The organism is Vreelandella sp. V005, assembly GCF_052645115.1.
In genome coordinates this window covers 1-13,217 of sequence record NZ_JBQXYA010000011.1, presented here as the reverse complement: position 1 = coordinate 13,217, position 13,217 = coordinate 1, and the positions used below count along the sequence as shown (strand labels likewise).

Below are 13,217 nucleotides of genomic sequence, written 5' to 3'. Positions count from 1 at the left end.
CGTTAGTTAGCCGTGGATGACCGTGACAGGAGACGTGAAGACAACAGCGCTAAAAAGCACTGAGACCGATATGCACGGGCACATCAGGAAGCTTACGTATCAGTAATTAGCCGAGCAGTGTAACACGAATATAGGATGCCAGCCTGTTTAGCTGGCTCGTGTCAGCGTAGGGTGTTGAGCATGCAGGGGGATCAATCGGGCTAGAGTGGCCGGTGGTAGTTGAAGCTGGGCTACTTCACCCGGCGTTAACATGAAAAATTGTTCAGGTGTATAAATTCCTAACTGAAAAAGCTGATGCGCGGTAGCTGGCCCCAGCCCCTCAAGGGCGAGTAGGCGTCGCGCAAAGAGCGATATAAAGCGATTGCTTTGTTTGTTATCGAGCTTCGCGATAGCGCTTTGATAGTAGAGGCCCGCATGCTGAGTAATAAATTGTTCGATACGTTCAAGCGCCGCTAGCGTTGACGCGTCAAGTGAGTGAATGGCTAACTGATCGAGTAGCGCATCGTGACTTTTTAGGGCCGTTTCAAGGGTGGCGAGCGACGCTTCACCTTCCAAAAGGGTAGTCACTGTGTGCATTAGCGCATTGACGGCATCGCGCAGCTGCTCGGCGGGCAGTTCTTTCGTGTTGTTCGGTTGATCTGTCATAAGAACGTCCCTGAAATGGCTGATAGTAAAAGTAGTTCAGCAAGCTGCCCTTAGAAAGCCTTGAATTAATAAAAATAATTGCCTTGGCTTATTTCACTGGCGATTGTCTCAGCGGCTTGATCCCAGCTTTTACTTAGAGCGCGGACGAGTGCTGGGTAGCCATCTGCTTCAAGCATTGTTTCAGCATGAAAGTTTTCCATTACCATCAGTTCACCCGCGCTATCGACTAACTGCCACTGGCCACTCGCGACAGCTACCCCATCGAAACGGCCTTGGAATTGATCAATGGTGAGGCGTAAGGTCAATGCATCCGTGGGTTCGCTTTCCGCGCGCATTACTCGGAGCGTGGGTAAGGCGTGAGATAAATTAGCCAGCATTCGACGCTCTAACTGCCGGTCTAATCCTTCTGCCCACTGGTGTTCGCGCGCCGCATTGAGCGTAATGTCGTCTAGCTGCATCACGATGCCATCCACATCCAGGTAATGCGCCAGTCGTGGGTCACTGACCACGAGCGTACCCTCTGGTTGGGTGGCCGGGCTACTGATCGAATCGCTTGGCAGCATATAGCGCGCAGGCGGTGAAACGCTACTGGCGCATGCTGTCACCATAGCGCAAAGCGTTAATAGCAGCGTTCCCTTGATCCATGTCACCCTGCGTCTCCCTGCCTGCGTCTTCTTTCTAATCAACATAGTGGGCTCCTTAGTCTCGTGGTGCACGGGGAATGGGGTCTTGAGCATCCAGGTTATCGAATAGCAGCGCCCGTGGATTATCGTTCAGTGTGCGCGTAAGCGGTTGCAAATCACGCATTAAACGATCCAATCGTTCGATTGCCGTTGTCAGTTCCTGATAGGCGGGCGAAGAGGGTGATAATCCCTGAAGTGTGCTGCGTAGCTCTTCCAGCGTGCCATTTAAATTGCCACCAATGGCGCGAGTTTCAGGATCATTGAGCAGTTGATTAATCGAAGCGCTTACCTCACGTACTTCATTGAGCACGCTTTCCGATGCTTGCAAGTTGCGATCAAGGCCTGTCAATAACGGCTCAACCTCTAGCCCATTCAGCTTCTCAAGTAGGTCGGTGACTTGTGCCTGTATCTGCGCAAACCCTCCAGCCACCGTTGGAAATACGGTGCGCTCAGAGAATCGCTCGGCGACATACTCGTCGGCAAGGTCGCGCTGAAAATTTAAGTCAACAAACAGTGCGCCCGTCAGCAGGCTGCCACTTTTCAGTGACGCGCGCAGTCCAAGCCCAAACATGCGCTCAAAACGCGCTTCCCACTCATCGAGATTAATGTCGCTATTTTCAATGCCCAAGCGTTGCGGCTCTATCCTAATCAGCACGGGGATGGCAAAGCGTGCGCGCGAGTCGGGCTGGGGAGCAGTGAAATTCCAAGGGACAGCAGCAACGGTGCCCATGCGCACGCCACGAAACTCCACCGGGGCTCCTTTTGAGAGTCCGCGAACCGTTTCATCGACCAGCAGTACATACTCCAAGTAACGATTGAAAGTGCCTTCACGTGCCGCGTCCTCGTCGGCATAAAGCGTGAAGCGCGTGTTGGCCTCGACGGGTTGCCCCATGGGCAGGTCTTCGGGCACGCCAAACGTAACGCCGCCACCCAGTAGTGCTTCAATGGATTCCACGTTGACGCGCACGCCATCTGCGCCTAAGCGAAAATCCACGCCACTGGAGGTCCAGAAGCGTGTGCTGTCGGTCACTAAATCGGTATACGGTTCTTCAATGAACACTTGGTGCTGCATAGTGCGTGATTCTGGCTCAAAGCTATTCTCTTCGATACGCCCAACGGTGTAACCCTGGTAAGAGACAGGGTCGCCTACACGCAGGGAATTTCCCAACTGACTGGTCAGGCTAAGCCGTAACCCTGCTTGGCCTGCAGGGGCGACGGGGGGAATATCACTCACCGGGAACTCGCGTCTGGGCGCTTCTTCAGTGCCGGGCTCAAGCTGAATATAAGCACCCGAGAGCACAGTGCCCAAGCCACTGATCCCTTCACGCCCTATGCGTGGTTTGACCACCCAGAAGCGACTGTCTTCACGCAGCATGTCTTCGACTTCCGGCTGGATGCGTGCGGTTAACACCGCATGAGAGAGGTCGTCGGAAAGACGTACACTCTGCACCCGGCCAATCTCGACATTGCGGCTGCGGATCAGTGTATTGCCTGCTTCGATACCTTCAGCATTGTCCATGGTGAGCGTTACTTCGGTGCCACGGCTGGTGTAGTTGTCGTAAACCAGCCATAGACCGATGGCAATAGCCACGATAGGGACCACCCAAATAGGCGACAGGCGCGTTTGGCGCGAAGTCTTCGCCTTGCTCAAGTCCTGTTCGTTGCTTGCTTCTGTGCTTGATTGGTCATCAGTCGGCGGTGTTGTTTCATTAGCCATCAACAGGTTCCTTGGTGGCCGTTTTACGGCGGAGAATAGGGTTGCGAAGAGCGTTTGGAAGAGAGCGTCGACGTGGGGAAGAGGGATCCCATATCAAGCGCGGGTCGAAGGTCATCGCTGCCAACATGGTTAACACCACGACTGAGCCAAAAGCGAGTGCCGCGGGCCCCGGTGTAATCGACATTAATGAGCCCGCTCGGATCAACGCTACTAAAATGGCGACCACAAAAACATCCACCATCGACCAGCGGCCGATGAATTCCGTTAAGCGATAAAGCCGCGTGCGACTTTGCGCATTCATCTCACTGCTTCGTCTCACTACCAGGCATAGCCAGGTTAAGGCCATTAGCTTGCCCACGGGAACGATAACGCTGGCGATAAAAATAATGGCGGCAATAGGCCAGGAGCCCATCTGAATGAGTTGAACCACGCCCCCTATAATGGTCGAGGGTGAGGAGTTGCCCAAGCTGGTGGTCGTCATAATAGGGTACACATTGGCAGGGATATACATAATCGCCGATGCGCCCAGCAGTGCCCAAGTGCGCTGCAGGCTATTAGGTAAACGTTGATGAAGTTTTTCATGGCAGCGCACACAATACCCCCGGCCGTTGGGCGAGAGGCGATTAATAAGTCCGCATGTTGGGCAGCCGGTTAATCCTTGGCCAGAGGCTGGCAGCCCCGTTTGCGTTCCGTCGGGCGCCAAGGGCTCTCCCTCTAGTGAAAACCACATCCAGTCAGCATCGATCGACTGCGTTGTCAGCAGTAGTAAAAACGCAAAGGCACAAAACGCCCAAAAGGAAATGCCTAGTTCGACGTCGGCTAATCCCGCTATTTTTATCAGACTTACCAGCGCGCCAATAATAAACACATCCGCCATCATCCACGGCGTTAGGTGCGCTAATGTGCGGGCAATATCGCGGCTAAAGGGTAGTGGATCATCGCGCAGTAGACCAAATTGAAGCCAGAGTACGCCAATTAAGTAAACCGCAGGCAACACCACAATGGTCATGATGATGGCGATGGCGACAAGAGGCTGATGAAAGCCAATCAGTGTGGTTGCCGTTTGAGTCAATTCAATGCGGTTACTAACCCCGCTAACCGTGAAGCTTATAAACGGGAAAGACACTGCGACGATCAGCGCGATTAACGAGGCGATGGCCAGTGCCATACTGCGCTGCGCTGGATAGCGATGACGATTCACTAAAACATGCGAGCAGCGTGGGCAACTGGCTTTCTCACCAGAACTCAGTGGTGGTAGGGCTGAGACCCAGTCACACTCATGGCAAGCACGCAGGCGCCGTCTCTGAGTTCTTACCTCAGGCGGCGAGCGGTCAACGAGTGGGGTGTTAACCGGTAATGTGGGGCGTTTCATTAATTTTTGTGGTGGCAAAAACCAAAACTCTCAGTGCGAATCCCTAGCTAAACTACTAGGATGTGGCGAATTAAGCTGGTAATTGAGCATTAAAGCAAGCCTATGTGGCTGAAATAATGCTCGAAAACTCCGGTAAGCCGCTTGACCGTAGCGTCAGTTTAGACAACGATGCTGCGGCGCAACGGTGAGCAGTGATGTTTAATGAAAACACTGTTTGCTTCCTGCAGGATAGCTCTCCAGCAAGAGGTCGCAATGTGTTAGTCAACATTGCTGGTAAAAGCAGCTTACTGTCACTGCTATGACGTAGCGCTAAAATACAAAATTTTGAAAGTCGTGCCGATCATCATGTTATGAAGGAAAGGAAATGTTGCTTCCCACATTAGCGGTTGTGTTTGGATTGATCTTATTGGTTTGGAGTGCTGAAAAGTTTATTGACGGCGCTGCAGCAACGTCTCGTTGGCTTGGGCTATCCCCCTTGTTGATTGGCATGCTTGTCATTGGCTTTGGTACGTCGGCGCCGGAAATGATGGTGTCGGTGCTGGCGGCCATAGAGGGTAATCCCGGTTTGGCGGTGGGTAATGCTTACGGCTCCAATATTGCCAATATTGGTTTGATTCTTGGCTTGGTCGCGCTTATTGCACCGTTGGCCGTGCATTCAAGCGTTATTCGTAAAGAAATGCCGCTACTCATGCTCGTCATGCTGGCAACAGGTTTGATGTTGCTGGATGGTTTTGTAGCACGTTGGGAAGCTGTTTGTCTGTTATTGGCCTTGGTGGCTTTTATCGTGGTGAGTATCGTTCGCTCGCGTAATCAGGCTGACGATCCGCTGGTAGCGGAAGTGGCTGAGACTCTGGATAGCAAGCCGATGTCACGAGGTAAGTCCGTGATGTGGACGCTCGTGGGGCTGGTGCTTCTCATTGCTAGTTCGCGTTTATTGGTGTGGGGTGCGGTTGAAATTGCAGTGCGCTTCGGTGTGAGCGACTTGATTATTGGTTTGACCGTGGTTGCCATTGGCACCTCGTTGCCAGAGCTTGCTTCTTCTATCAGTGCGCTGCGTCGTAAAGAGCATGACATGGTATTGGGCAATGTAGTCGGCTCTAATTTATTTAACAGCCTTGCCGTTGTTGGCCTTGCCGGTGTAATTGCGCCTATTGAGTCAGGTCGGGAAGTGCTGGTGCGTGATTGGAGCGTCATGACAGCCATGACCCTATTGATGATTCTATTCGCCTTCTCCTGGCGTGGGCGCCCGAGGCGCATTAATCGTCTCGAAGGCGGCGTATTGTTGGCGCTGTTTATCGCTTACACCGGCTATATGGTCAGCGTGGTCATTATGTCTCGTTAGCGCTTGGGTTATCCCTGATAGCCCAACGCTATGGGGCATGGTGCGTCAATGAGACTCATCTTAGGCGTTGGGCTGGCAAGGTATGATGACGCTATTAATAATCGTCAGTTAAAAATTAACATAGTTAAGAAATAAGCTTAGTGCTTATAACTAAAAATGCATGGCCATAAAGGCTCAACTAAGCTTGTGTTAACCCATTGATGGGATACCGATTCAGGTCTTAGGAGAGTAAAATGGAACTTGATCCGCTCGTATTATCGCGATTGCAATTTGCATTCGTTGTGTCGTTTCACGCGATCTTCCCCGTATTTACTATTGGGCTGGCGTCCTACATTGCGCTGCTTCATGGCCTATTCTTCAAGACCAATAATCCTGCTTGGGACCGTCTTTCACTTTTCTGGACAAAGGTGTTTGCCGTTGTCTTTGGGATGGGGGTCGTTTCCGGCATTGTGATGTCGTTTCAGTTTGGTACTAACTGGAGCAATTTCTCCCAAGCATCCTCGAACTTCCTTGGCCCTATGTTGAGTTACGAGGTAGTAACAGCATTCTTCTTGGAAGCTGCATTTTTAGGCGTGCTTTTATTTGGCCGCGGTAAGGTGCCTCAAGGTGTGCATCTCTTTGCCTCCATTATGGTGGCGATAGGGACGTTTATTTCGGCATTTTGGATTCTCTCCGCCAACAGTTGGTTACACACACCGGCTGGCGTGGAGCTTGTCGACTTTCGTTTCCACGTTACCTCATGGCGAGAGGCGATTTTTAACCCGTCATTCCCTTATCGATTTATGCATATGGCGGTTGCTTCCTTCTTAACGGGTGGCTTTGTGGTTGCGGGTGTTAGTGCCTGGTTTTTGTTGCGTGATCGCGATCCAGAGGCCAATCGCCGTGCGCTGTCGATGTGCCTTTGGTTGCTGCTTTTTTTAGCTCCTACACAAGCGGTCATTGGCGATTTTCATGGGTTGAATACGTTAGAGCATCAACCGACGAAGGTTGCTGCTATGGAAGGCCATTGGGAAACATCCACCAATGTGCCATTGCTACTCTTCGCTATTCCTGATCAGGAGGCACAGACCAATCGCTTGGCGCTCGGCGTACCTAACCTGGCAAGCCTTATTCTTACCCACTCAATCGACGGTGAGATTCCGGGTATTAGTGAAGCGCCACCGGAAGAACAGCCGCCCGTTATTATTGTGTTCTGGGCATTCCGGGTAATGGTGGGCATTGGTTTATTAATGATCGCGGTAGCGTTCACAGGTCTGATTTTGCGTCGTAAGGGGCGTGTCTATGAGCAGCGTCTGTTTTTAAAAACCCTCACTGGCATGATCGCGATGCCTTTTGTGGCTGTGTTGGCGGGGTGGATCGTTACTGAGTCTGGTCGGTCGCCATGGTTGGTTTACGGCATGATGACCCACGAAGAGGGACTAACGCCTTCGTTGACAGGGCCCATGGCGTTATTCACGTTAATTGGTTACGTCCTCGTCTACGGTGTGGTGTTTTACGCCGGGGTTTATTACCTCACCAGGGTCGTGCGCAACGGTATGTTACCCGAGGAGCAGGACGCGACGACCGATGACAACTTCAAGCGTCCGATGCGGCCGATGTCGGCTGCCCATACCCCTTTTGATGATGACGTAGAACCGGTGAGGAGCTAAACATGGAAATGTTTGATTTAACGTTGATATGGGCCTTTATTATCGGCTTCGGCATTATGATGTACGTGCTCATGGACGGGTTTGATTTGGGGCTGGGTATTCTTTACCCCTTTGCCCCTGATGAAGATGCCCGCGATGTCATGATGAACACGGTGGCGCCGATATGGGATGGTAATGAAACGTGGCTCGTACTAAGTGGGGCGGGTTTACTCGGTGCATTTCCGTTGGTCTATTCGGTATTTTTGCCCGCGTTGTACATTGGCGTTTTCTTGATGCTCGCAGGCTTGATTTTCCGGGGCGTTGCTTTCGAGCTTCGCTTTAAATCGCGCCGTAATCGGCATTGGTGGAATCGCGCTTTTTGCTGGGGGTCAGCGATCGCTGCCTTTGCGCAAGGGGCTGTAGTAGGGGCATACATTCAAGGCTTCCCTGTTGAAAATTTTGCGTACGTGGGGGGGGCATTTGATTGGCTGACGCCGTTCTCTGTCCTGACCGGCCTTGGTTTAATGGCAGGTTACGCGCTACTGGGCGCCACTTGGCTAATACTTAAAACAGAAGGGCATATTCAAGATTGGGCCTATAAGATAACGCCGCTACTATTGGCGCTGGTGCTGGTTGTATTCGCGATTATCAGCATATGGACACCCTTTGTTAATCCGCTGGTCTGGGATCGTTGGTTTGGTAATCTGCAGCTGATTTGGATATTCCCTGCGCTGGCATTGCTTTCAGCATTTATGGTGTATCGTTCGGTTAAGCGTCGTGACGAAGGTATCCCTTTTATCGCGACTATCGGTATTTATCTGTTTACCTATCTAGGCTTGATTGTCAGTAAATGGCCAGTGATCGTACCGCCGGACTATACGTTGTGGGATGCTGCCTCAGCACCTGAGTCCCAGCTCTTCCTATTGATTGGTATGCTGTTCGTTATTCCTATTATCCTGGCGTATACCTCCTGGACGTACTGGGTGTTCCGCGGCAAGGTGCGTGTAGGCGAGGGATATCACTAATCACATGGTAACTGAAGAGCCGCTCTCCCTGACGTCGCGTGATTGGTTGAAAGCACTCGCTAAGGGGGAGCGCAAACGCCTGCTAGGTTCTGCGCTTTTTGGCGTGCTGGCAGGCAGCCAAACGATCATCCTATTAGTTGGCCTTGCCTGGCTTATTGACCAATTGATCGTGCACGGCCAATCACCTTCCTCACTACTGCCGATATTTGCCTTGCTGGCGGGTTGTGTATTGTTACGTGCTGCCTGTCAGTGGGGGCATGAAACCTTGAGCCTGGAAGCAAGCCTTCGAATACGTCAGCGGGCCCGTGCTCAGCTGCTGGATAAATTATCCGCTTTAGGGCCAGTCTGGTTAACCAGCCAACACAGTGGTGCTTTAGCCAACCAAGTGGTCGAGCATATTGACGCGCTGGAAGGGTATTTTGCGCGCTTTTACCCACAGTTGCGTATCACGCTCTGTTTGCCGCTATTGATATTGGCGGTAGCGGGATGGTTGGACTATTTAGTGGCGCTTTTTTTACTGCTTTCTGCACCGCTAATCCCGCTCTTTATGGCGCTGGTCGGTATGGGGGCTGAACGTCTTAATCGCGACCAGTTCGTGGCCGTCTCTAGGCTGTCCGCCCACTTTATTGACCGGGTACGCGGAATGACCACGCTGCAACTGTTTGGCCGCACGAAGACGGCGCAGCAGGATGTCTGGTATGCCACGGATCACTACCGCCGCCTGAGTATGCGTACGCTTCGTTTGGCCTTTCTCTCCTCAGCAGTGTTGGAGTTTTTTTCCTCGGTAGCGATCGCCGTTGTGGCTATGTATGTAGGCTTTGGGCTGCTGGGCTATATCGAGTACGGGCCGTCATCTTCACTAACGTTTTTTTCCGGCTTGACCGTACTATTGTTGGCGCCGGAGTTTTTTCAGCCGTTGCGAACCCTGTCTCAGCATTACCATGATCGTGCCGCGGCGCTAGGGGCTGCAGAAAGCGTGGTGAATATATTGAATCAGCCCGCAGTGGTGGCCAAAGAGAGCGATCTGACCGTTTTATCGGCGTCATCGGCAATTGAAGTAGTGGATGCTAGCGTTGCCTATGCCTCGCGTGGCCACGTGATTGGGCCTATTAGCTTAACGATTCTATGCGGTGAAGTAGTGGCGCTTAGCGGTGCATCGGGCAGCGGTAAGTCGACCCTGCTGGCCCTGCTGGCGGGTTTTGTTGCGCCCAGCACGGGAGAGTGTCGTCGGCAAGTAAATCATCAGTATGCTTGGTTAGATCAGCAGCCTTGCCTCTTGCACGGCAGCTTAATCGATAACCTGCGATTGGCGGCACCAGCAGCTACCCATGAAGAGATGATTGGCGCCCTGAAGCGTGCAGGTTTTGGGCCGCTTTTGGCTCAGTTGCCTCAGGGGCTGGAGACCTTAATCGGTGAACGCGGGGTAGGTTTGTCGGGAGGGCAAGCGCAGCGCTTAGCCCTCGCGCGGATTTATCTTAGCCAAGCACCGCTGTTGCTCTTGGATGAGCCGACGGCGAGACTAGATCTCGAAACAGAGCAGTTTGTGATAAAGGCTTTGCTTGAGCTTGCCCATGAAGGCCGCACGCTCGTCATTGCCACTCATCATCATGCCGTGATCGCTGTTGCGCGTCGACACTTTACGTTTGAGCAGGGTAAGCTGGTTGAGGTGCTCGCATGAGTCCTATTTACCGAGACTTCCGCCCTTGGCTGCTGCTTTTAATTCAGCGTCGGCGGCGCTTCGTGCTTGGCGCATTGTTGGTATGGGTCACGCTGCTGGCTGGCATCGCGCTGTTGGGGCTATCGGGTTGGTTTATTACCGCTAGCGCCCTAACCGGTATCGCCTTAGCCTCGGGGATCCCTGCGCGTCTTGATGTTTATGTACCCGGTGGCGGTATTCGTTTTTTTGCCTTGGTGCGCACGGTCGCGCGTTATGTAGAACGTCTTTATAACCACAACACGGTGTTAACGCTGCTAGCCGATCTGCGTTATCGCGTGTTCGGCTATTTAACGCAACTAAGCGATGCGCGCTTACACGGTGAGCGAGCCAGCGATTGGTTGAGCCGATTAACCGCGGACATCGACACCTTGGATAATTTTTATCTGCGTATCCTGGTGCCGCCGGTGGTCGCTTTGCTTGGCGTGATGGCGGTGTCGCTTTTTGTGGCGATCTGGTTGCCTAGCGTCGCCTTGTTGATGGCGGTAACGCTAGGCTTGCTTTGGCTGCTAGTGACACTGCTGGCGGCTGGTTGGGGTTTCTCGCAAAGCTTTCAGCAGGTCTTGGATCAACAATCCTTGCGGCGTTTAGTTGTCGATCAAGTGCAGGCCTCTGCGGAATTAATGAGCTATCAAAGTTTACGCTGGCATCGAGCGTTGATTGCAAGCCAAGAAGAGCAGGCGTTCAGCAATCAACGGCGTTTAGGGCGCAAGGCCGCCTTGTTAAATTGCCTGGTCAGTAGTGTTAGTGGATTGCTAGTGGTGGCGGTGCTATGGCTCGGCAGTGTGGCGTTTAGCCAGCAAATGGTGACAGCGCCCATCGTAGTAATGGCCGTGCTGATTGCTTTGGGAATGAATGAGGCTTTTTTGGCATTGCCTGCTAGCTTTGTGAAATTTGGCGCAAGCTATGCAGCGGTTCGTCGGCTAAATCAACTGACCGATGAGCCTGTTGTCCATACGCCAACCGCTGAGCTTCTAGGCAACGCGAATTTTGCCATTTGCACGCACCAGCTTTCCCTGCAATACGCACAGACGCTGCAGCCAGCGTTAAGTAATATTGATTTTAAGCTGCCAGCGGGTAAGCGGGCAGTCATTACCGGCAATTCTGGTGCCGGTAAATCATCGTTGGCCGGTGTGTTGATGGGCCGCTTAAAAGCGACTCAAGGCGAGGTGAGGGTGGGTGATGTAACCCCCTGGCAACTGTCGTCCGACAGTCGTGCCGTTCATTTGGCCATGCTTACTCAGCAAGTCGATCTGTTTGACGCCTCATTAGCTGAAAACCTGCGTATTGCCGATCCTGACGCTAGCGATGCAACGCTTTGGCAAGTGTTGGGCGCAGTGGCGCTTGATAATTGGGCCGAGCAACTGCCGCAAGGCTTGGCGACAGCTGTGGGTGAGAAGGGTCAGCAGCTTTCTGGAGGGCAAGCCAGACGATTGGCGCTAGCGCGCTTGCTATTAAGCGACCCCCAGGTGGTCGTCCTTGACGAGCCATTTGCGGGTGTTGATTTAAAAACAGCCCGACACATAGCCGTTTCTCTCGATCAGTGGCTTGCCAACAGAACCGCTATTTTCTTTATTCACCAGGTCAGCTCGCTTTCGCTATTACCTGGTGTCGAGTACCACTGGCATCTTGATGCCGGTAAACTTAACCAATGTCGGCTTAACGATTAAATAATGAGCGGCACTGATTAATTGATACGGCAGCAAGGAGCCCTTCATGCACGATTTTTTACGCGCCCTTCCAAAAGTAGAGCTCCATTTGCACATTGAGGGCTCGCTTGAGCCGGAGCTGATGTTCGTCCTGGCGCAGCGTAACGGGATTGAGCTGCCCTACGCTACTGTGCAGGAAGCTAAGGACGCTTATCATTTCAGCGATCTGAAAGGATTTCTGAATCTCTATTTCCAAGGCATGAATGTTCTTCGTCATGAAGAAGACTTTTACGACCTGGCAATGGACTATTTCAAACGTGCACGCGGCGAGGGGGTTGTCCATATCGATATGCATTTTGACCCTCAGGCGCATCTTCAGCGTGGTGTGCCGCTGGAAGTGGTAATGACCGGGCTCTTAAAGGCCAAACAAGAGGCTGAGGATACGCTTGACCTTTCCATCGGCATGATCATGGCTTTTCTGCGAGACCGTCCTGCCGAGGAGGCGCTGCACGTGCTTGAGCAGGCCGCTCCCTACTGGAAGTTGCTCGACGCTGTCGGCTTGGATAGTGCTGAACAAAATAATCCACCTGCAAAGTTTGTCGATGTGTTTCAGCGCGCTAAGCAACTGGGGCTAGTGCGTGTAGCGCATGCCGGGGAAGAAGGGCCTGCCGACTACATTAAAGAAGCTCTCGATTTGCTCGGAGTGCAGCGTATAGATCATGGCGTACGTTGTTTGGAAAACGCTGAGGTGGTTGAACGTCTGCGTAGTGAACAGATAGTCTTAACGGTCTGCCCACTGTCTAACGTGAGCCTAAAAGTGGTGGAAGAGCTTCGTGACCATCCGCTCCCAAAGCTGCTGGAAAAAGGGCTAAAGGTCACGATTAGCTCAGACGACCCCGCCTACTTTGGTGGCGGCATGCTGACCAACCACACTGCCTGTGCGGAAGCATTTGGTTGGGACGAAGCGGTATTTCGGCAGATAACGCGTAATGCCATTGATGAAGCGTTTATTACCGAAACGCGTCGCGGCGAACTATTAAATCGTCTGGCTGCCCTGTAATTCTGCGCAGTAAGTGTCGGCAGTATGCTCACGCAGTGCCAGGTTTTTACTCATAAATAGTTAAATCGCTGTTGACCTGGGCGGATATTCGGGTAGTATACGCACACGTCAACGGGGCACGGCTTCGGTGACAAGCTCTTTAACAATTTGATCAGGTAATTCATGTGGGCGCTTGCTGATGTTGGTGACAAATCACCCAATATCAAGGCAAGCGACTCAAGGAATAAGGTTTTAAAGATACGTTCTTTGAAATCGGTTTTGAATGAATTCGTTTGAACCTTGAGCCAAGTTTGGTTCGCTTCTGTTGCTTCGGTGACAGGCAAGAACCACATCGATCTTAAACTGAAGAGTTTGATCATGGCTCAGATTGAACGCTGGCGGC

General features: G+C 52.3%; 10 protein-coding genes. 6 read left to right on the top strand and 4 right to left on the bottom strand.

The features are described from left to right. Positions 1-147 precede the first annotated feature (147 nt). From ACUN8H_RS17590 to ACUN8H_RS17575, 4 genes are all read right to left on the bottom strand, one after another. Positions 148-645, bottom strand: a complete 498-nt coding sequence (locus ACUN8H_RS17590) for a hypothetical protein (protein WP_445533344.1) — start codon at positions 643-645, stop codon at positions 148-150. 65 nt (positions 646-710) lie between these two features. Further along, entirely contained in the window at positions 711-1,295 is a 585-nt protein-coding gene (locus ACUN8H_RS17585; RefSeq protein ID WP_445533343.1) for a PqiC family protein, read from the bottom strand. A 49-nt stretch (positions 1,296-1,344) separates the two neighbouring features. Then, on the bottom strand, positions 1,345-3,045 hold the full coding sequence (gene pqiB, locus ACUN8H_RS17580) for an intermembrane transport protein PqiB (RefSeq protein WP_445533342.1): 1,701 nt from the start codon (positions 3,043-3,045) through the stop codon (positions 1,345-1,347). Beyond that, entirely contained in the window at positions 3,038-4,417 is a 1,380-nt protein-coding gene (locus tag ACUN8H_RS17575) for a PqiA/YebS family transporter subunit (RefSeq protein WP_445533341.1), read from the bottom strand. Before ACUN8H_RS17575 ends, pqiB begins: the two co-directional genes overlap by 8 nt. Before the next feature lie 364 nt (positions 4,418-4,781). On the opposite strand from ACUN8H_RS17575, the gene ACUN8H_RS17570 reads away from it, so the two are divergent. The 6 genes from ACUN8H_RS17570 (at position 4,782) to ACUN8H_RS17545 (ending at position 12,835) form a co-directional block, all read left to right on the top strand. Continuing rightward, positions 4,782-5,759, top strand: a complete 978-nt coding sequence (locus tag ACUN8H_RS17570) for a calcium/sodium antiporter (protein ID WP_445533340.1) — start codon at positions 4,782-4,784, stop codon at positions 5,757-5,759. A 233-nt stretch (positions 5,760-5,992) separates the two neighbouring features. Beyond that, positions 5,993-7,408, top strand: coding sequence for a cytochrome ubiquinol oxidase subunit I (locus ACUN8H_RS17565; RefSeq protein ID WP_445533339.1), 1,416 nt, complete (start codon positions 5,993-5,995; stop codon positions 7,406-7,408). A gap of 2 nt (positions 7,409-7,410) precedes the next feature. Then, entirely contained in the window at positions 7,411-8,412 is a 1,002-nt protein-coding gene (cydB, locus tag ACUN8H_RS17560) for a cytochrome d ubiquinol oxidase subunit II (protein WP_445533338.1), read from the top strand. Positions 8,413-8,416: 4 nt separating this feature from the next. Then, a complete protein-coding gene (gene cydD / locus ACUN8H_RS17555) occupies positions 8,417-10,090 on the top strand; it encodes a thiol reductant ABC exporter subunit CydD (protein WP_445533337.1) in 1,674 nt (557 codons plus the stop codon). Next, the gene (cydC, locus tag ACUN8H_RS17550; RefSeq protein ID WP_445533336.1) at positions 10,087-11,796 is read left to right on the top strand and encodes a thiol reductant ABC exporter subunit CydC; all 1,710 of its coding nucleotides are present in this window, start codon (positions 10,087-10,089) and stop codon (positions 11,794-11,796) included. The genes cydD and cydC overlap by 4 nt, the downstream gene beginning before the upstream one ends. Positions 11,797-11,842: 46 nt before the next feature. Continuing rightward, the gene (locus ACUN8H_RS17545) at positions 11,843-12,835 is read left to right on the top strand and encodes an adenosine deaminase (protein WP_445533335.1); all 993 of its coding nucleotides are present in this window, start codon (positions 11,843-11,845) and stop codon (positions 12,833-12,835) included. Positions 12,836-13,217 lie beyond the last annotated feature (382 nt).